The organism is Ramlibacter montanisoli (assembly GCF_013087525.1).
In the GTDB taxonomy this organism is placed as follows: Bacteria; Pseudomonadota; Gammaproteobacteria; order Burkholderiales; family Burkholderiaceae_C; genus Ramlibacter; species Ramlibacter montanisoli.
Genome location: NZ_JABFCS010000001.1, coordinates 2,059,136 through 2,076,999 on the forward strand (window position 1 = coordinate 2,059,136; position 17,864 = coordinate 2,076,999).

Below are 17,864 nucleotides of genomic sequence, written 5' to 3' on the forward strand. Positions count from 1 at the left end.
AGTGGGTGGGCAGTTGATGAAAATCAAGCGCGCCCGGACTCCGCGCGGAATAGAGTGTCAGTCGTTGCCCAGGATGCGCTCGCCTTCGGCGTCGACGCCGTCGAACTGGCCGCGCCACACGGCCCACCCGAGCGCGCCCAGGATGGCGAGCGCGAGCGCGACGGACAGCGGGATGAGCATGAAGAGGATGTCCATCAGGCAACCTTGGGCAGGCGCGCCAGGCGCGCCGCATTGAGGACCACGAACAGGGAGCTGGCGGCCATGCCCAGGCCCGCGAGCCAGGGCGGCATCATGCCGGCCACCGCGAGCGGCACGCACACCGCGTTGTAGGCCGCGGCCCAGAACAGGTTCTGGCGCACCACGGCGCGCGAGCGGCGCGCCTGACGCAGCACCACGGCCACGCCATCGAGCTGGCCACCCTGGATGATGAAGTCGGAACGCGCCTGCGCCACCGGCACGGCCTCGCCCAGCGCGATGGAGACGTCCGCGCGCGCGAGCACGGGGCCGTCGTTCATGCCGTCGCCCACCATCGCCACGCGCCGGCCCGCGGCCTGCAGCTGCGCGACGTGGTCCAGCTTGTCCTGCGGGGTCTGGCGGCCCAGGGCCTTCTGGATGCCGGCGCGACCCGCCAGGCGTTGCACCGCCGGCGTCTGGTCGCCCGAGAGCACCTCCAGCTGCGCGCCCATGCGGCGCAGGCCCGCCACGGCGGCCAGCGCGCCCGTGCGCAGGTTCTCGTCGAGGTCGAAGGTGGCGACCCAGCCGCGGTCGTCGGCCAGGAAGACCTGCGGCGTTTCCGCCTCGGTGGCAGGCCGCAGGCCGCAGAAGGACGCGGAGCCCAGGCGCACGCGGCGCGGCGTGTGGCCGGCCAGCGCGGGCAGCACGCCCTCGACGCCCTGCCCCGCATGTTCCTGCACCTCGCCCAGCGCGATCTCGGGAGCGCCGACGGAGGACGCCACGATCGCGCGCGAGGCGGGATGCAGCGAGTGGCGCGCCAGCGCGCCGGCGAGCGTGAGCGCCTCGGCCTGGCTGGTCCCGTCGCGCGTGCGCATGGCGCGCACCGCGATGCGGTCGGTGGTGAGCGTGCCGGTCTTGTCGAAGATGACGGTGTCCACGGTGGCACCGGATTCCAGTGCCTCCAGCCGGCGCACCAGGATGCCGCGGCGCGCCAGCGCGCCGGCGGCGGCCAGCGTCGCGGCCGGCGTGGCCAGCGACAGCGCGCAGGGGCAGGTCACGATCAGGATGGCGACGGCGATGCCCAGCGCATGGCCGGGGCCTTGCGGCCACCACCACCAGGCAGCCGCGGCCGCGGCGACCAGCACCGCGCCGAGGAAGGGACTGGCGATGCGGTCGGCCAGCCGCGCGATCGCCGGCTTCTCGTGCGACGCGCGCTCCATCAGCGCGACGATCTGGCCGAAGCGGGTGGCGTCGCCGACGCGCTGCACCGCCACCAGCACCGTGCCGCTGAGGTTGCAGCTGCCCGCGATCACCGGCTGCCCCTTGTGGCGGGGCACCGGCGTGGACTCGCCGGTCAGCAGGGCCTCGTCGACCTGCGTGTCGCCGTGCAGGATCTCGCCGTCGGCGGGGAACACCTCGCCGGGCTGCAGCCGGACGTGGTCGCCCACGCCGATGCGGCGCACCGGCACGCGTTCGCTGCTGCCGTCGGCGCGCACGCGCTCCACCGTGTCCGGCAGGCGGCGCATCAGCGCCTCCAGCGAACCCGCGGTGCGGTCGCGCAGCCGCTGCTCCAGCAGGCGGCCGGACAGCAGGAAGAACACGAACATGGTGACCGAGTCGTACCAGACCTCGCCGCCCAGCGGACCCTGCGGGTCGAAGGTGGCGGCCGTGCTGGCGCCGAAGGCGATCAGGATGCCGATGGACACCGGCACGTCCATGCCGATGCGGCCGTGGCGCAGGTCGCGCCAGGCGGAGGAGAAGAAGGGGCTGCAGGAGAACAGCAGCACCGGCAGCGTGAGCAGCCAGGAGGCCCAGCGCAGCAGCGCGGCGACGTCGGGCGTCATGTCGCCCGGCTCGGCGATGTACGCGGGCAGCGCATACATCATCACCTGCATCATGCAGAAGCCGGCCACCAGCCAGCGCCACAGCAGCAGGCGCTGGGCCTGCCGGCGCGGCACGGCGGCGAGCTGGTCGCCCGCGGGCAGGCCGCGGTAGCCCGCGCGCTCCAGCGCGTGCAGCCATTGCGAGGGCCGGCCCTGTGCCGGGTTCCAGACCAGGCGGGCGGTGGCGGTGGAGCCGTTGACGTCGACTTCGGCGACGCCGGGCAGGCCCGTGAGCGCCTGCTCGATGGTCAGCGAGCAGCCGGCGCAGTAGATGCCTTCGATGGCGAGGTAGGACTCCCAGCAGCCGGGGCGCGCTGCCACCGGGCGGCTGAAGGTCTCCCATTCCTCGCGGAGGTCGATCGCGGCGGCTCCCTCGTGCGGAGCGCACGCCGGCACGTCGCCCGCGAGCAGAGGCGAAAGGGTCGCAGCTTGCATGCAGCAAGCCTAAGGGCCGCCCCCGCCCCTCCCGTTGACAAATGTCAACCGGCTCCGGGCCCGCCCCCGTAAGCTCGAGCTCATCGGTTACAAAGGAGACCTCCATGTACAAACGCATCCTCGTGCCCACCGACGGCTCGGCCCTTTCGAAGAAGGCGGTGAAGAGCGCCGTCGAACTGGCCTCCTCGCTCGGGGCCGAGGTCGTGGCGCTGAACGTGGTGCCGCGCTACCCCACCTCGTACTTCGAGGGCGGCGTGTCCATCTCGCCCAGCGAGGTGGCACGGGTGGAGAAGCAGTGGGCCGAGCAGGGCCAGGCACTGGCCGACGAAGTGGAGAAATTCGCCGAGAAGGCCGGCGTGCATGCCAGGGCGGTCACGGTCCGCTCGGACCTGGTGGCCGAGGCGATCATCGCCGCGGCAAAGAAGCACAAGTGCGACGTGGTGGTGATGGCCTCGCACGGCCGCCGGGGCCTCAAGCGCCTGCTCCTGGGCAGCGAAACGCAGCACGTCCTGACGCATGGCAATATCCCGGTGCTGGTCCTTCGCTGACCGGCCCCTTCCCGCAACGACAAGAAAGACCCGAATGAAGATCGTCCTGGCCGCAGACGGCAGCAGCTACACCAAGAAGGCCCTGGCCTTCCTCGTCACCCATGAAGAGATCGCCGGAGGCGATGGCCACGTCGTCGTGGTCAACGTGCAGCCGGCGGTGCCGCCGCGCGTGAAGAGCATGGTGGGCGCCTCCGCCGTGAACGACTACCACGCAGAGGAGGCCGCCAAGGTCCTCAAGCCGATCGAGAAGTTCATGCAGCGGCACAACCTGAGCTACACCACGCGCTGGGCCGTCGGCGCTCCGGGCATGGAGATCGTGAAGGCCGCCAAGAAGGAAAAGGCCAACCTGATCGTGATGGGCACCCACGGCCACGGCATCCTGGGCCGCGCGCTGCTGGGCAGCGTCGCCCAGAACGTGCTGACCGAGTGCGACATCCCGGTCCTGCTGGTGAAGTGACGCGCGGGGCGCCCCGGGCGCCCGTGCGACGCGGCCGCTAGGCTCCCTCGGCGAGCGGCAGGCTGACGGTGAAGGTGCTGCCCAGGCCGGGCCCGGCGCTGTGCACCTCCACCGTGCCGCCATGCATCTCCACCAGGCGCCGGACCAGGGACAGGCCGATGCCCAGTCCGCCCTGCGCCTGGTCCGCGTGGTCCCGCACCTGCACGAACAGGTCGAACACCGTGCCGAGCATGTGCGCGGGGATCCCGTTGCCCGTGTCCGCGACCCGCACCACGCCGCGGTCGCCCGCCCGTTCCACGGCCACCGTGATCCGGCCGCCTCGCGGCGTGTACTTCGCCGCGTTGTTCAGGAGGTTCACGAACACCTGGGCCAGCCGGACGGGGTCGCCCTTCACCTGCAGCGGCTGCGCCGGCAGCTCGACGCGCAGCTGGTGGCCGGCGGCCTCGACCAGGGGCCGGCTCGTCTCCAGCGCCGCCTCGACGGCGGACTGCAGCGAGACCCTGGCCACCTGCAGGGCCACCTTGCCCTGGCCGATGCGCGCGACGTCCAGCAGGTCGTCCACCAGCCGCACCATGTGCACCACCTGCCGGTCCAGGATGTCCACCGCCTTGCCGGCATGCGGGCTGGCCGGGCCCACCCGGCGCAGCAGCTGCACGCTGTTGCGGATCGGCGCCAGCGGGTTGCGCAGTTCGTGCGCGAGCGTCGCCAGGAATTCGTCCTTGCGCTGGCTCTCCAGGCGCAGCGCCTCCTCGCCTTCCTTCTGCTGCGTGATGTCGCTGACGATCGAGAGCAGGTGGCGCACCTGGCCATCCGGGCCGGCCTCGGGCAGGAAGCGGCTCAGGAAGTGGCGGCGGCCGGCGGGCGTGTCATAGGCGAATTCGACGGTCCCGCGCTCGTTGCGCTCGAACGCGCCGCGCAGCGCGGCATCCCACAGGTCGCACAGCTGTGCCGGCATGCCCAGTTCGCGGTTGGTGCGGCCCAGGAAGTCCTCGCGCGGGATTCCGGTGGCGCGTTCGACGGCGGTGTTGACGAACACGTGGCGCAGCCCGGGGTCGAAGCGCGCGACGATGTCCGGCAGGTTGTCCGCCAGCGTCTGCAGCTCGCGTTCGCGCTCGCGCAGCGTCTGCTCCATCCGCACCCGGTCGGTGACGTCGATGGAAGCGCCGATCAGGCCGATGACGGCGCCGTCCGCAGCGCGCAGCGGCGCCTTGGACGACAGCCACCAGGCCGGCGAGCCGTCCGGCAGGCGCACCTCTTCCAGCAGCTTCTGCGGCATGCCGGATTCCATGATCCGCCGGTCGTTGGCCATCACGACCTGCGCCTGCGCGCTGTCGTCCAGGAACTCGGCATCGGTGCGGCCGATGACCTGTTCGGCCGGCTTGCCCACGAGGTCCAGCACGCCGCGGTTGGCCACCAGCATGCGGCCGGCGCTGTCCTTGGCGTACACCACGCCGGGCACGGCCTCGATGAAGGTGCGCAGCAGCGCATTCGCCTGGTCGCGCTCGGCCTCGGCGCGCCGGCGCTCGCCGATGTCCAGCAGCACGCCCGGGAAGCGCAGCGGGGCGCCGTCGGCGCCGAGCTCGACGCGCCCGTTCGCCTCGATCCAGTGGTACAGGCCGTCCTCGCGCCGCACGCGGTACTCGCAGCGGTAGGGGCCGCCGCGCGCCATGGATTCGGCGATCGCGTCCCGCACCCGCGGCAGGTCCTCGGGATGGATCGATTCCATCACCTGCTCGAGCGACAGGCCCTCGCGGCACTCGCGCGGATCCAGGCCGAAGGAGCGCGCGAACAGCGCGTCGGCCGCGAAGTGGTTGGTCGGCACGTGCCAGACCCAGGTGCCGATGATCGCGCCGGCATCCAGGGCCAGCTGCACGCGTTCCGCATGCTCCGCTGCGGCGTGGCGGTGCAGGAGCGCCAGTTCCTCCTCGGCGGCTGCCGCGCGCTTGCGCAGGCTGATGTCCACCACGGTGCCCATCATCAGCTGCGGCTCCCCGTCCGGGCCGTAGCTCGCCCGGCCGCGGTTCTCCACCCAGACCGTCTCGCCTCCGGGGCGCACCACGCGGAATTCGCACTCGTAGGGGCTGCGGGTCTCGATGGCGGCGCGCACCGTGCGCTCCACCCGCTCGCGGTCGTGCGGATGCACCAGGAGGAAGAAATCGGCTGCGTGCTCCGGCTTCTCGTCGCCGCCCAGGCCGTGGATGCGGAAGCACTCGGCAGACCAGCCCACCGCCTCGGTGCGCAAGTCCCAGGTCCAGAGGCCGGTGCCGGAAGCCTCGAGCGCCAGCCGGATGTGGTCCATGGTCGGTTCGAGCAGGTCGAGCGGCGCCAGCCCGCCCGGGGGCAGATCGGGTTTCCACGTCGCCTGCGTCGGCGTGTCGCCGCAGCGGGCGCCGGAATCTGCCATCTTTCTTTGGTGCGGGTGTCGAACCCGGCGATGGTACTCCTCGAAGCGATGTGCATGCGATGTGCGTCCGGCCCGGCCCGCCCGGCGCATGCCGGCATCGGCGCAGGCGCCTGCTCCTACACCAACTTTCGCCGCATCGGTCGTCGCGACGATCCCGGAAAGCAGGGACGCGGGCCCCTGCCCGGCCCATCATCGTCGGGTCAGCAAGAAACGGAAACGCGGATGGAAACGATCGATGGCGGCGCGGAGCCCACCGGCGTGGCGGGACTCGACCAGATCCTGCGCGGCGGCCTGCCGGGCGGGCACATGTACCTGCTGGAGGGCGCCTCCGGCGCCGGCAAGACCACGCTGGGCCTGCAATTCCTGATGGAAGGGCTGCGCCGCGGGCAGCGCGTGCTGTGGTGCACGCTGGCCGAGACGGAAAAGCAGCTGCGGGCGATCGCCCGCTCCCACGACTGGGACCTGCAGGGGCTGGACATCCTCAACATCGCCCACGACCTGCGCGCCAGCGGCATGCTGGACGACGAGTACACCTTCTTCTCGCCCGGCGACGTGGAACTGCAGGACGTGATGCGTTCCGTGGCGGACCGCGTGCGCCGGCTGCGCCCCGCCCGCATCGTGTTCGACCCGTTCTCGGACGTCGAGCTGCTGGCCCGCGATCCCCTGCGCTTCCGCCGCCAGCTCATGCAGTTCCGGGAACTGTTCGCCGAGACCGGGACCACGGCGCTCCTGATCCAGGAGCACGCACTGGAGCGCTCGCGCGAGCCCTCCGGGGAGGGCCTGATGCACGGCATCATCGCGCTGTACCAGACCGCCCCCGCATACGGCAAGCCGCGCCGCCGCCTGCGCGTCCACAAGTTGCGCGGGCTGGACTACCGCGAGGGCTTCCACGACGTGGCGCTGCGCTCGGGCGGGCTGGTGGTGTATCCCCGGCTCACCGCCGAGGAGCACCAGCTGCCGGAAGAAGGCGGACTGATGCGCAGCGGCAGCGTGGAACTCGACGCGATGCTCGGCGGCGGCCTCGACCGCGGCGCCAGCCTGCTGGTGGTCGGTCCCTCCGGCGCGGGCAAGAGCACGCTGTGCACGCAGTTCGCGCTGGAGCGGGCGCGGCACGGCGAGCGTGCCGTGATCTTCCTGTTCGACGAGACCGCCAGGGCCTTCCTGCGGCGCGCCGACGGCCTGGCCATGCCGCTGCGCGAGCGCATCGCCCAGGGGCTGGTGAACCTCGTGCAGGTGAACCCCGCCGAGTTCTCGCCGGGCGAGTTCGCCCACCGGGTGCGCCACGCGGTGGAGGAAACGGGAGCCTGCCTGCTGGCCATCGATTCCCTCAACGGCTACATGAGCGGCATGCCCGACGAAAAGCACCTGGCCATGCACATGCACGAGCTGCTCAGCTACCTGGCGCTGCGCAACGTCGCCACCCTGCTGACGCTGAACCAGTCGGGCGCGCTGGGGGAAAGCGGCTCCGAAGCGGGCGACATCACGCACATGACCGACGCCACGCTGCTGCTGCGCTATTTCGAGGACGGCGGCGCGGTGCGGCGCGCCGCCGCGGTGCTCAAGCGCCGCTGCGGACCGCACGAGGAGGCCATCCGCGACATGCGGATCGCCAAGGGCGGGGTGTTCTTCGGTGCCGCCCTGCAGTCGCTGCAGGGCATCCTCACGGGACAACCCGACCGGGTGGACGCCTCGTCGCCGCCGGAGCAGGAATGACGACGCAGCCGCAGCCCGCCGCCGCCCGCGAAGCCGGCACCTCCGCCCCGGCGGTCCTCATATGCGCGCCCGGCCGCGATGGCCGGCTCGCGTCCGAAATGCTCGAGAGGTACGGCTTCCGCTGCGTGCACTGCGACGGGCCCGAGGCGATGCGCGCGCAGCTCGGCGACGGCACCGGCGCCCTGGTGTTGGCAGAGGAAGCCCTCGACGGCGTCACGCGGACGATGCTCGACGACTGGCTGCGCAGGCAGCCGCCCTGGTCCGACCTGCCGGTGGTGATGGTGGCGCGGGGCAACGATCGCGGCGCCACGCCCGCGATGGGCACGGAGGTCAATGCCAGCGTGCTCACGCGCCCGATGCGGCCGGAGGAGCTGCGCAGCGCCATCTCCGCCGCGCTGCGGGCGCGGCGACGCCAGTACGAAGTGCGCGACCTGCTCGCCGAACTGGAGGACCAGAACCGGCGCAAGGACGACTTCCTGGCCATGCTGGCGCACGAACTGCGCAATCCGCTGGCGCCCGTGCGTTTCGCGGCGCACGGGATCCTGAGGGAAGCGGACGGGGAGCGGCTGCGCCGCCTCGCCGAGGTGGTGGAGCGCCAGGTGGGACACATGGCCTCGCTGATCGACGAACTGCTGGACGTCTCCCGGCTGGCCCGCGGGCAGATGCGGATCGAGCCCGAGACGCTGGACTTTGCGGAAGTCGTGCGCCAGGCGCGCGAGTCGCACCGGGTCACCGCCGAGGCGCGCGGCGTGCGCATCGAACTGGACGCCGCGGCACCGGTGCCGGTGCGCGGCGACCGCACCCGCCTCGCGCAGCTGGTGGAGAACCTCCTGGACAACGCGCTGAAGTTCACGTCCCCGCCGGGGCGCGTGAAGCTGACCGTCGCCGCCGAGGGCGATGCCGCCGTGCTGCAGGTGGAGGACGACGGCGCGGGCATCCCGGCGCACCTGCTGGCGCACCTGTTCGAGCCGCTCACGCAGGCCGATCGATCGCTGGACCGCACGGGCGGGGGACTGGGCCTGGGGCTCACCCTAGTGCGCGGGATCGCGCAGCTGCATGGCGGCACGGCGAGCGCGCACTCGCCCGGCCCCGGGTGCGGCAGCCGCTTCGAGGTGCGCCTGCCCCGCGCGCCGGCGGAAGACCGGGAGCGCAGCCTGCCGTCCACCGCGCCATCCGGCGACGGCCTGGACGCCGTGGACGCCGCGGGCCGCTACATCCTGCTGGCGGAAGACAACCGCGATGCCGCGGCCACGCTGCAGCAGCTGCTCGAGCTGTCCGGGTTCCAGGTGCAGGTGGCGGCCAGCGGCACGGAGGCGGTGCAGGCCGCGCTGCGCCGCCGCCCGGACATCCTGCTGTGCGACATCGGGCTGCCCGGACTCGACGGCTATGGCGTCGCGCGCAAGCTGCGCGCGCGTCCGGGCTGGGACGCGGTGCACATGATCGCGCTGACCGGCTACGGGTCCGAGGAGGACAGGAACCGCGCGATGGAAGCCGGCTTCGACGACCACCTCGCCAAGCCGGTCGCCCCCGACCGCCTGCTGCGCTTCCTGGCGGCCGGGCGCGGCGAAACCGCGTCCTAGCAGTCCGCGCGGCAGGCACCCACGGGCCTGCGCCGTTGACCTGCATCAAGGCCCGCGCGGCCCGCCCTCCTAAGCTGCGGGAGACGTCCCCCGACCATCCGTGCAAGCGCCCCGCACCCTCTCCGCCAAGCTGGTCGCCACCGGGACCAGCCTGCTGGTGCTGGCGCTCGCGTCCATCAGCCTCACGCTGTGGGTCACCTGGAACCTGCAGGGCGGCGCCGCGGCGGTGAACGAGGCGGGCCGACTGCGCATGCAGGCCTACCGCATGGCGCTGAGCCTGGCCGCCGGCAGCGGGCGGGCCGAGCAGCAGGCCCTGGCGCGCAGCTTCGACGAGAGCCTGGAGTTGCTCAAGGACGGCGATCCCTCGCGGCCCCTCACGGTGCCGTGGTCGGGCGAGTCGCGCGAGCGCTTCGACCAGGTGCGGCTGCACTGGGACGCGCTGCGCAGCCGCTGGCTGGCCGACGCGCCGCCCGCGGACCTGCGCAAGGACGCCGATGCCTTCGTGCTGCTGGTGGACGGCTTCGTCGCCGCCATCGAGGCCCAGATCGCGCGGTGGACCGCCATCCTGCACCTGTTCCAGCTGGCGCTGGTGGCGCTGGCCATCGCCGCAGCGGTGGTGATCTTCTATGCCGGCTACCTGTTCGTGCTCAACCCGCTGGCGCGCCTGAAGCGCGGTCTGGCCGCGGTGCAGGCGGGCGACCTCGGCACCCGGGTGGAGGTGGACGGCAGCGACGAGTTCGGCGAGCTCGCGGCCGGCTTCAACGAAATGGCCCGGACCCTGCAGTCGCTGTACGACGGACTGGAGGAAAAGGTGCGCGAAAAGACGCTGCGCCTGGAACTCAAGCGCCAGCGGCTGGCCGACCTGTACGAGGTCACCTCCTTCGTCGCGCAGGCGCCGGCGCTCGACGCGCTGGCCCAGGGCTTCGCCCGCCACGTGCGCCGCATCGCGCACGCCGACGCGGCGGCGGTGCGCTGGTGCGACGAGGGGCGCAAGCGCTACCTGATGCTGGCGCACGACCAGCTGCCCGAAGGGATCGCCGCCGGCGAAGCCTGCCTGGAATCCGGCAGCTGCCAGTGCGGTCCCGCCGCCGCCGACGCGGCCACGCGCGTGTTCGCCACCGGCGGCGGCCAGGGCCTGGGCCACTGCGCGCGCGCCGGCTTCGCCAGCGTGGTGTCGGTGCCGGTGCGGCTGCACGAGCGGATGCTGGCCGAGGTCAACCTGTTCTTCCGCCGGCCCACCGGGCTGGGCGAGGAGGACCGCGAGCTGCTCGATGCCCTGGCCAGCCACCTGGCCAGCGCCATGGAAGGCCTGCGCGCCGCCGCCATGGAACGCGAGACCGCGGTCGCCGAGGAGCGCAGCCTGCTCGCGCGCGAGCTGCACGACTCGATCGCCCAGTCGCTGGCCTTCATGAAGATCCAGGTGCAGCTGCTGCGGCAGGCGATGCAGCGCGGCGACCCGCAGGCCATGCAGCGCGTGGTGGGTGAGCTCGAGGCCGGCGTGCGCGAGAGCTATGCCGACGTGCGCGAGCTGCTGCTGCACTTCCGCACGCGCACCAGCCAGGAGGACATCCAGGCGGCGCTGCGCACCACGCTGCAGAAATTCGAGCACCAGACCGGCCTGCCGGCCCGCCTCACCATGGAAGGCTGGGGGTGCCGCTGGCGGCCGACGTGCAGGTGCAGGTGCTGCACATCCTGCAGGAGGCGCTGTCCAACGTGCGCAAGCACGCGGGAGCCCGGCAGGTCGAGCTGCGCGTGAGCGCCGTGCCGCAATGGCGCTTCGAGGTGAGCGACGACGGCGCCGGCTTCGACCCCGACGACGGCAGCCGCGGCGAGACCCACGTGGGCCTGCGCATCATGCAGGAGCGCGCGCAGCGCATCGGCGCGCGCGTGAGCGTCAGCTCCGCGCCCGGCGTGGGCTGCACGGTGACGCTGGTGCTGCCCTCGTCCGCGCAGGAACCGGCCGGCGCGCTGCGCCCCGAGGAGGCGGCCGCCTGATGGAGAAACCGCAATGACCCCCGTGCGCCTGCTGGTCGTCGACGACCACACCCTCTTTCGCCGCGGCCTGCTCGCGCTGCTCGGCATGGACCCTTCGCTGCAGGTCGTGGGCGAGGCCGGGGACGCGGCGGAGGCGGTGCGCAAGGCCCAGGCGCTGCAGCCCGACCTGGTGCTGCTGGACAACCACCTGCCCGGCGCCACCGGCATCCAGGCGATGGCGGACCTGAAGGAGGCGGCACCGCACGCGAAGATCGTGCTGCTGACCGTGAGCGAGGACGAGAACGACCTGCAACTGGCGCTGCGCGGCGGCGCCAACGGCTACCTGCTCAAGACGATCGAGGGGGACGTGCTCACGGCGGCGATCCACCGCATCGTCGCCGGCGAGCCGGTGATCAGCCCCGAACTGATGGGCAAGCTGGTCGCCGCGCTGCAGGGCGGCGCAGGCGCCGCATCGGCGCCCGCGCCGATCGCAGTGGCGGCCGACACCGGCCCGGCGCTGTCGCCGCGCGAGCAGGAAGTGCTGCGCCAGATCGCGCGCGGCGCGAGCAACAAGGAGATCGCGCGCACGCTGGACATCGCCGAGACCACCGTCAAGATCCACGTGCAGCACATCCTGCGCAAGCTCGGCGTGAGCTCGCGGGTGCAGGCGGCGGTGGCGGTGATGAGCGGGGGCGTGCGGGTCTAGCGCGGGAGGCCTCCCGGGCGCGCCCCGGTCCGGCCTGCGGGATCCTTGATATTTGTCAAGGCCGGCCCGGGCGGCTCGCAGAACAATAGGTGCATTCGAAATGCACCTTATGGAAAGAGGAGCCCGCATGACCCAGACCGCATCCCGCATCGACGTGCGCACCATCGCGCCGCGTGAGCGCCACCCGCTGATCTTCTCCACCTTCAATGGCCTGGCGGCAGGCCAGACCCTGGAGCTGGTCAACGACCACGATCCCCGCCCCCTCTACTACCAGTTCAACGCCCAGATGCCCGGGCAGTTCAGCTGGGAGTACCTGGAGCACGGCCCGGACGTCTTCCGCGTCGCGATCACCCGCACGCAGGCCGGCCCGGCGGCGGAAAGCGGCAGCTGCTGCGGCGGCGGCTGCGGCGGCTGAGCACCCCATCACGGAGGAAAACCAAATGTTGAGAAACGTTCCCACACTCTGGCGCTGGCTGGCACTGGTCTTCGTGCTGTCCTTCGGCGCCCTCGGCTACCTCGGCGTGCAGATCTACCAGTCGGCACCGCCCATCCCCTCCGCGGTGGTGACCACCGGCGGCGAGGTCCTCTACACCGGCGAGCAGGTCCAGCGCGGCCAGCAGGTCTGGCTGGCCGCCGGCGGCCAGCAGCAGGGCAGCGTCTGGGGCCACGGTGCCTACGTGGCGCCCGACTGGTCCGCCGACTGGCTGCACCGCGAAGCCGAGGCGCTCCAGGCGCTGCGCAGCAAGGCGATCGCCGCCGACCCCTCGGCCCTGACCGCCTCCCAGCGCGGCGCCGTCCAGGCCGGGCTGCAGGAAGAGATGCGCCGCAACACCTACGACGCGGCGACCGGCAAGGTCACCGTGAGCGAAGAGCGCGCGCAGGCCATCCGCCAGACCGCCGGCCATTACAGCGCCCTGTTCGGCAACGACCAGAAGCTGTCCAAGCTGCGCGAGCAGTACGCGATGGTCGAGAACAACATCCCCGCCAAGGCCGACCGGGAAGCGCTGACCGCGTTCTTCTTCTGGAGCGCCTGGGCCGCCGCCACCGACCGTCCCGGCGAACAGGGCGTTTCCTACACCAGCAACTGGCCGCACGAACCGCTGGTGGGCAACACCATGACCGCCTCGTCCGCCATGTGGTCCATGGTCTCCATCATCCTGCTGCTGGCCGGCATCGCCGCCATGCTGTGGTTGCACGGCGCCGGCAAGCACGAGGAAGAAGCCGTTCCGCCCAGGAGCGACCCGCTGGCCGGCGCGAAGGCGACCGCCTCCATGAAGGCCACGCGCAAGTACTTCTTCGTGGTGATCGGCCTCATGCTGCTGCAGATCGCCATGGGCGTGGTCACCGCGCACTACGCGGTGGAAGGCCAGTCCTTCTTCGGCCTGCCGATCGGCGAGATCCTGCCCTACGTGACCAGCCGTACCATCCACACCCAGGTCGGCATCTTCTGGATCGCCACCGCCTGGCTGGCCACCGGCCTGTACATCGCGCCCCTGCTGGGCGGCAAGGAACCGAAGTTCCAGCGCCTGGGCACCGACTTCCTGTTCTACGCGCTGCTCGTGATCGTGGTGGGTTCCACCGTGACCAGCTGGCTCGGCACCCTGCAGCGCAGCGGCACCGACTTCAGCTTCTGGATCGGCAACCAGGGCCTCGAGTTCACCTCGATGGGCCGCGTGTGGCAGTACCTGCTGTTCGTCGGCCTGCTGCTGTGGGCCGTGCTCCTGGGCCGCGCCCTGTGGCCGGCACTGAAGACGCCTTCAGAGTCCCGCGGCCTGATCGCCATGGTGTTCCTGTCGGCCACCTGCATCGGCGGCTTCTACGCGACCTCGCTCACCTGGGGCCAGAACACCCACTACTCGATGGTGGAGTACTGGAGGTGGTGGTTGGTGCACCTGTGGGTGGAAGGCTTCTTCGAAGTGTTCGCCACCGCGGTGATCGCGCTGATCTTCACCAAGCTGGGCCTGGTGCGCGCCGCGAGCGCCAACCGCGCCATCGTCGCCGAGACCATCGTGTTCCTGTTCGGCGGCATCCTGGGCACCCTGCACCACCTGTACTGGACCGGCACGCCGGTGTCCGTGATCGCCGTCGGCGCCGTGTTCTCCGCGCTGGAAGTGGTTCCGCTGACGCTGATCGGCCTGGAAGCGCTTCAGACCTGGAGGCGTTCGCAGGGCATGCCCTGGCTGGCGGCCTACAAGTGGCCCGTGCTGTGCTTCGTCGCGGTGGGCTTCTGGAACACCGTCGGCGCCGGCCTGCTGGGCTTCGCGATCAACCCGCCCGCCTCGCTGTACTACGTGCAGGGCCTGAACATGACCGCCGCCCACGGCCACGCCGCCCTCTTCGGTGTGTACGGCATGCTGGGCATCGGCCTGATGCTGTTCTGCCTGCGCGGCCTCTATGCGCGCCACCTGCATGCCGACCACCTGATCAAGCCCGCCTACTGGGGCCTGAACATCGGCCTGGCGATGATGGTGTTCATGTCGCTGCTGCCCGCCGGCATCTACCAGGCGTACGCGGCGATCACCAAGGGCCTGTGGTTCGCCCGCTCCGCGGAGGTCATCCACTCCCCGGTGATGGAAACGCTGGTCTGGCTGCGCGTGCCCGGCGACATCCTGTTCGCCATCGGCGCGGTCTTCCTGGCCCTGTACGCCTTCCGCCTGCTCGGCAGGGGTGGCCGGCAGGCCGAGCCGGTCCTCGGTGGAGACACCGCATCGGCCCGGGGCTGATCCACGTCACACGGCCGGCTCACGCCGGCCTTATTCTTTGGGGAGCGCCATGAAACTCACCTCCTTCACCGACTACAGCCTGCGCGTGCTGATCTACCTCGCCGCCCAGCCGGGGAGCGGGCGACCATCGCGCAGATCGCCACCGCCTTCGACGTCTCGGAGAACCACCTGGTGAAGGTGGTGCATTTCCTGGGCAAGCAGGGCTGGCTGGCCAACGTGCGCGGCAAGGGCGGCGGGCTGAGCTGGGCGAGGCGCCGGAGAAGATCGTGGTGGGCCGCGTGGTGCGCGAGACCGAAGGCAAGGCCGTGGTCGCCGAGTGCTTCGGCGAAAGCGGCGGCGACTGCCAGATCGCGCCCAACTGCCGCCTGCGCGGCGTGCTGGGCGAGGCGGTGACCGCCTTCTACGCCGTGCTGGATCGCTACACGCTGGCCGACCTGGTCAACAACCGCCAGCAACTGGCGCGCATGCTGTTCATCGACCGTCCCGCGCCGGCCAAGTCCGCCCGGGCGGACCGGGGGCACGCGTGAGCGAGGAACGCTTCACCTACGAAGGTCCGCCGGACCTGCTGCCCGTGCTCGTCCAGGCGCTGGAGCGCGTGGTCGATCCCGAGGTGGCCATGAACATCGTCGACGTCGGGCTGGTCTATGGCGTGAAGGTCGCCGACGGCCGCATGGACGTGGACATCACCATGACGTCCGCCGCCTGCCCGGTGACGGACATCATCATCGAGGACGTGGAGAACGAGCTGGACAAGTCGCTGCCGCCCGATCTGAAGATCCACGTCGAACTGGTATGGGAGCCGCCATGGACGCCGCAGCGCATGAGCGCCAAAGCCCGCAGCTTCATGGGCTGGTGACGCCGCGCCGCGCGGTCGCCGCGCTGCTGCTGGCCTGCGTGGCCGCAGCGCTGCTGGCGGGCATCGCCGGCGGCCTGCTGCGCGTGGGCATCGCCCTGGCGCCGGCCGATGCCGCGTGGCTGGGTCGCGCCGCGCTGGCGCATGCCGCGCTGATGATGTGCGGCTTCATGGGCACGGTGATCGGCATCGAACGCGCCGTCGCCTTCAAGCACCGCGCCGCGTGGAGCGCGCCGGTGGCCTCCGGCCTGGCCGGCCTCGCCCTGTTGAACGGAGCCGACGCATTGGCGGCCTGGCTGCTGGTGGCCGCAGCCACCGCCTTCGTGGGCGTGAACCTGTTGCTGCTGCAGCGGCAGCGCGCCAGCCACACCGGCCTGCTGCTGGTGAGCGCCGCGGCCTGGTTCGTGGGCAACGTGCTGTTCGCAGCGGGTGCCAGCCCGGTGGCGGTGCTGCCCTGGTGGTTCGCCTTCCTGGTGATGACGATCGCCGCCGAGCGGCTGGAGATGACGCGGCTGATGCGGCGCCGGCCCGGCGCGCAGCCGGCGCTGTACGTGGTGCTCGCCGTGCTGCTGCTCGGTGCGGTCGCCTCCCCGGTCTCGCCGCTGGCGGGCGGCCTGCTGTTCGGCCTGGCGCTGATGGCGCTCTCGGCCTGGCTCTTCACCTTCGACATCGCGCGCCGCACCGTGCGCGCCGACGGCCTGTCGCGCTACATGGCCATCTGTCTGCTCGGTGGCTACGTGTGGCTGGCGCTGGGCGGACTGGGCTGGGCCGCGACGGCGATCGGCCTGCCGGCGCGCGATCTGGCGCTGCACGGGCTGGGCCTGGGCTTCATCGTCAGCATGATCATGGGCCATGCGCCGGTGATCCTGCCCGCGGTGGCGCGCGTCAAGCTGCTGTGGGGGCCCTTGTTCTACCTGCCGCTGGCCGCGCTGCACGGCTCGCTGCTGCTGCGGCTGGCCGGCGGCTTCGCCGACTTCCAGTGGCGCGCGCAAGGCGCGCTCTTCAACGCACTGGCGATCGCGCTGTTCGCGCTGACGGTCGCCGGTTCCGCATTCGCATGGCGCCGCCGCCACGGGCCGGCCGCCGCTCCCAGGGAAAAGACTTCATGAGCTATCTGCGGATCGAGGAGCCGGCGCCGCCGGCGCCTCCGCGCGGCTTCGCGCTGTGGGAACTGGGCTTCCGCCCCTTCTACCTGCTGGCCAGCAGCTTCGCGGCCCTGTCGATCCTGCTGTGGTCGCTGCAGTTCACCGGGCTGCTGCCCGCGCCCTACCTGTCGGGGCCCGTGTGGCATGCGCACGAGATGCTGTTCGGCTTCACGCTCGCCGTGATCGTCGGCTTCCTGCTCACGGCCGGTCGCAACTGGACGGGCCGTCCCACGCCGACCGGATGGAAGCTCGCCGCGCTGGCCCTGCTCTGGCTGGCGGCGCGCGTGCTGGTGCTCACGCCCTGGGGCTGGGCCTCGGCCATCGCCAATGCGGCCTTCCCGCTGGCCGCGGCGGTCGCGCTGGCGGTCCCCTTCGTCGCCGCCGGCAACCGGCGCAACTACTTCTTCGTCGCGCTGCTCGCGCTGCTGTCGCTGGCTTCGCTGACCGTGCACCTGAACCAGCTGGGCGTGATTTCGCTGCCGGCCGGCGTCGGCCTGCAGGTGGGCCTCGACGCCGTGCTGTTCATCCTGTGCGTGATGGGCGGCCGCGTGATCCCCATGTTCACCAACAACGGCGTGCCGGGCGCCAACGCCCGCCGGCAGCCGCTGCTGGAGAAACTGGCGCTGGGCCTGGTGCTGGCAGTGCTGGCGGCGGACGTGCTGCACGCGCCCGCCTGGCTGGTCGGTACGGTGGCGGCACTCGCCGCGCTGGCGCACCTGGCCCGCTGGCTGCTGTGGCAGCCCTGGGCCACGCTGCGCACGCCGCTGGTATGGGTGCTGCACCTGGCCTATGCCTGGATCCCCGTGCACCTCGCGCTGCGCGCGCTGGCGGCCGCGGGCTGGGTCACTCCTTCCGCTGCCGTGCATGCACTGACGGTGGGCGCGGTCGGCGGGCTGATCATCGGGATGATGACGCGCACGGCGCGCGGCCACACCGCACGGCGGCTGCAGGCGGACCGCTGGGATGTCTGCGCCTACCTGCTGGTCGCCGCGGCGGCCCTGGTGCGCGTGCTGGTGCCGCTGGCCGCACCGGCGTGGACGCTGCAGGCGATCCTCTGCTCCGGCGCGCTGTGGTCGCTCGGATTCGCGGTGTACGCCGTGCGTTATTTCAAGGTCCTGGCCCGTCCGCGGCTCGACGGCAAGGCCGGCTGATTGACCTGGATCAAAGGTGCATTTGCAATGCACCTTCACCTTGCGCTGCATCAAACCACCGAGGACGCGGGCTGCCTACAGTCATTCCAACGGTTCCAAACAAGAAGCCGTTGGCCCC

General features: G+C 71.7%; 18 protein-coding genes. 15 read left to right on the top strand and 3 right to left on the bottom strand.

The features are described from left to right. Positions 1-57: 57 nt before the first annotated feature. Together ccoS and HK415_RS10255 are read right to left on the bottom strand one after the other, a co-directional pair. Entirely contained in the window at positions 58-195 is a 138-nt protein-coding gene (ccoS, locus tag HK415_RS10250) for a cbb3-type cytochrome oxidase assembly protein CcoS (protein WP_171558686.1), read from the bottom strand. Next, complete coding sequence (locus HK415_RS10255; protein WP_171558689.1) at positions 195-2,492, bottom strand: heavy metal translocating P-type ATPase; 2,298 nt, start codon at positions 2,490-2,492, stop codon at positions 195-197. Before HK415_RS10255 ends, ccoS begins: the two co-directional genes overlap by 1 nt. A 104-nt stretch (positions 2,493-2,596) precedes the next feature. Here HK415_RS10255 and HK415_RS10260 point away from each other — a divergent pair, with 104 nt between their 5' ends. Both HK415_RS10260 and HK415_RS10265 read left to right on the top strand, forming a co-directional pair. Continuing rightward, on the top strand, positions 2,597-3,040 hold the full coding sequence (locus HK415_RS10260) for a universal stress protein (protein WP_171558692.1): 444 nt from the start codon (positions 2,597-2,599) through the stop codon (positions 3,038-3,040). A 34-nt stretch (positions 3,041-3,074) separates the two neighbouring features. Beyond that, the gene (locus tag HK415_RS10265) at positions 3,075-3,497 is read left to right on the top strand and encodes a universal stress protein (RefSeq protein ID WP_171558694.1); all 423 of its coding nucleotides are present in this window, start codon (positions 3,075-3,077) and stop codon (positions 3,495-3,497) included. Positions 3,498-3,534: 37 nt separating this feature from the next. Here HK415_RS10265 and HK415_RS10270 read toward each other — a convergent pair whose 3' ends face one another. Then, a complete protein-coding gene (locus HK415_RS10270) occupies positions 3,535-5,901 on the bottom strand; it encodes a PAS domain-containing sensor histidine kinase (RefSeq protein ID WP_171558696.1) in 2,367 nt (788 codons plus the stop codon). A 222-nt stretch (positions 5,902-6,123) separates the two neighbouring features. Between HK415_RS10270 and HK415_RS10275 the strand changes: the two genes are divergently transcribed. The 13 genes from HK415_RS10275 to HK415_RS10320 all read left to right on the top strand — a co-directional run bounded on the left by HK415_RS10275 (position 6,124) and on the right by HK415_RS10320 (position 17,746). Next, positions 6,124-7,614: an ATPase domain-containing protein gene (locus HK415_RS10275; protein ID WP_171558699.1), complete on the top strand. Its 1,491-nt coding sequence runs from the start codon at positions 6,124-6,126 to the stop codon at positions 7,612-7,614. Beyond that, entirely contained in the window at positions 7,611-9,194 is a 1,584-nt protein-coding gene (locus HK415_RS10280) for an ATP-binding response regulator (protein WP_171558701.1), read from the top strand. Before HK415_RS10275 ends, HK415_RS10280 begins: the two co-directional genes overlap by 4 nt. 100 nt (positions 9,195-9,294) lie before the next feature. Then, entirely contained in the window at positions 9,295-10,950 is a 1,656-nt protein-coding gene (locus HK415_RS10285) for a type IV pili methyl-accepting chemotaxis transducer N-terminal domain-containing protein (protein WP_309246654.1), read from the top strand. Then, complete coding sequence (locus HK415_RS26295) at positions 10,845-11,189, top strand: sensor histidine kinase (protein WP_309246655.1); 345 nt, start codon at positions 10,845-10,847, stop codon at positions 11,187-11,189. The genes HK415_RS10285 and HK415_RS26295 overlap by 106 nt, the downstream gene beginning before the upstream one ends. Positions 11,190-11,202: 13 nt before the next feature. Beyond that, positions 11,203-11,874 carry a response regulator gene (locus HK415_RS10290; protein ID WP_171558703.1) on the top strand — a complete coding sequence of 224 codons (672 nt, stop codon included), beginning with the start codon at positions 11,203-11,205 and terminating at the stop codon, positions 11,872-11,874. Positions 11,875-12,001: 127 nt separating this feature from the next. Further along, positions 12,002-12,289 carry a DUF2249 domain-containing protein gene (locus HK415_RS10295; RefSeq protein ID WP_171558706.1) on the top strand — a complete coding sequence of 96 codons (288 nt, stop codon included), beginning with the start codon at positions 12,002-12,004 and terminating at the stop codon, positions 12,287-12,289. 25 nt (positions 12,290-12,314) lie between these two features. Continuing rightward, on the top strand, positions 12,315-14,597 hold the full coding sequence (locus HK415_RS10300; protein WP_171558708.1) for a nitric-oxide reductase large subunit: 2,283 nt from the start codon (positions 12,315-12,317) through the stop codon (positions 14,595-14,597). 49 nt (positions 14,598-14,646) lie between these two features. Beyond that, a complete protein-coding gene (locus HK415_RS26975; protein WP_373684564.1) occupies positions 14,647-14,772 on the top strand; it encodes a hypothetical protein in 126 nt (41 codons plus the stop codon). Continuing rightward, positions 14,733-14,990, top strand: a complete 258-nt coding sequence (locus HK415_RS26980; protein WP_373684642.1) for a hypothetical protein — start codon at positions 14,733-14,735, stop codon at positions 14,988-14,990. The genes HK415_RS26975 and HK415_RS26980 overlap by 40 nt, the downstream gene beginning before the upstream one ends. Further along, positions 14,879-15,124 (top strand): Rrf2 family transcriptional regulator, encoded by a 246-nt coding sequence (locus HK415_RS26985; protein ID WP_373684643.1) that lies wholly within the window; start codon positions 14,879-14,881, stop codon positions 15,122-15,124. Before HK415_RS26980 ends, HK415_RS26985 begins: the two co-directional genes overlap by 112 nt. Next, complete coding sequence (locus tag HK415_RS10310; protein ID WP_171558710.1) at positions 15,121-15,453, top strand: metal-sulfur cluster assembly factor; 333 nt, start codon at positions 15,121-15,123, stop codon at positions 15,451-15,453. Before HK415_RS26985 ends, HK415_RS10310 begins: the two co-directional genes overlap by 4 nt. Further along, positions 15,450-16,559: a DUF8744 domain-containing protein gene (locus tag HK415_RS10315; protein ID WP_171558712.1), complete on the top strand. Its 1,110-nt coding sequence runs from the start codon at positions 15,450-15,452 to the stop codon at positions 16,557-16,559. The genes HK415_RS10310 and HK415_RS10315 overlap by 4 nt, the downstream gene beginning before the upstream one ends. Further along, complete coding sequence (locus tag HK415_RS10320; protein ID WP_171558714.1) at positions 16,556-17,746, top strand: NnrS family protein; 1,191 nt, start codon at positions 16,556-16,558, stop codon at positions 17,744-17,746. Before HK415_RS10315 ends, HK415_RS10320 begins: the two co-directional genes overlap by 4 nt. Positions 17,747-17,864: the final 118 nt, after the last annotated feature.

Coding starts and splice junctions, on each gene's coding strand:
- HK415_RS10260 (WP_171558692.1), top strand. CDS start 2,597: ATGTACAAACGCATCCTCGTGCCCACCGACGGCTCGGCCCTTTCGAAG.
- HK415_RS10265 (WP_171558694.1), top strand. CDS start 3,075: ATGAAGATCGTCCTGGCCGCAGACGGCAGCAGCTACACCAAGAAGGCC.
- HK415_RS26975 (WP_373684564.1), top strand. CDS start 14,647: ATGAAACTCACCTCCTTCACCGACTACAGCCTGCGCGTGCTGATCTAC.
- HK415_RS10270 (WP_171558696.1), bottom strand. CDS start 5,901: ATGGCAGATTCCGGCGCCCGCTGCGGCGACACGCCGACGCAGGCGACG.
- HK415_RS10280 (WP_171558701.1), top strand. CDS start 7,611: ATGACGACGCAGCCGCAGCCCGCCGCCGCCCGCGAAGCCGGCACCTCC.
- ccoS (WP_171558686.1), bottom strand. CDS start 195: ATGGACATCCTCTTCATGCTCATCCCGCTGTCCGTCGCGCTCGCGCTC.
- HK415_RS10290 (WP_171558703.1), top strand. CDS start 11,203: ATGACCCCCGTGCGCCTGCTGGTCGTCGACGACCACACCCTCTTTCGC.
- HK415_RS10295 (WP_171558706.1), top strand. CDS start 12,002: ATGACCCAGACCGCATCCCGCATCGACGTGCGCACCATCGCGCCGCGT.
- HK415_RS10300 (WP_171558708.1), top strand. CDS start 12,315: ATGTTGAGAAACGTTCCCACACTCTGGCGCTGGCTGGCACTGGTCTTC.
- HK415_RS10275 (WP_171558699.1), top strand. CDS start 6,124: ATGGAAACGATCGATGGCGGCGCGGAGCCCACCGGCGTGGCGGGACTC.
- HK415_RS10320 (WP_171558714.1), top strand. CDS start 16,556: ATGAGCTATCTGCGGATCGAGGAGCCGGCGCCGCCGGCGCCTCCGCGC.
- HK415_RS10255 (WP_171558689.1), bottom strand. CDS start 2,492: ATGCAAGCTGCGACCCTTTCGCCTCTGCTCGCGGGCGACGTGCCGGCG.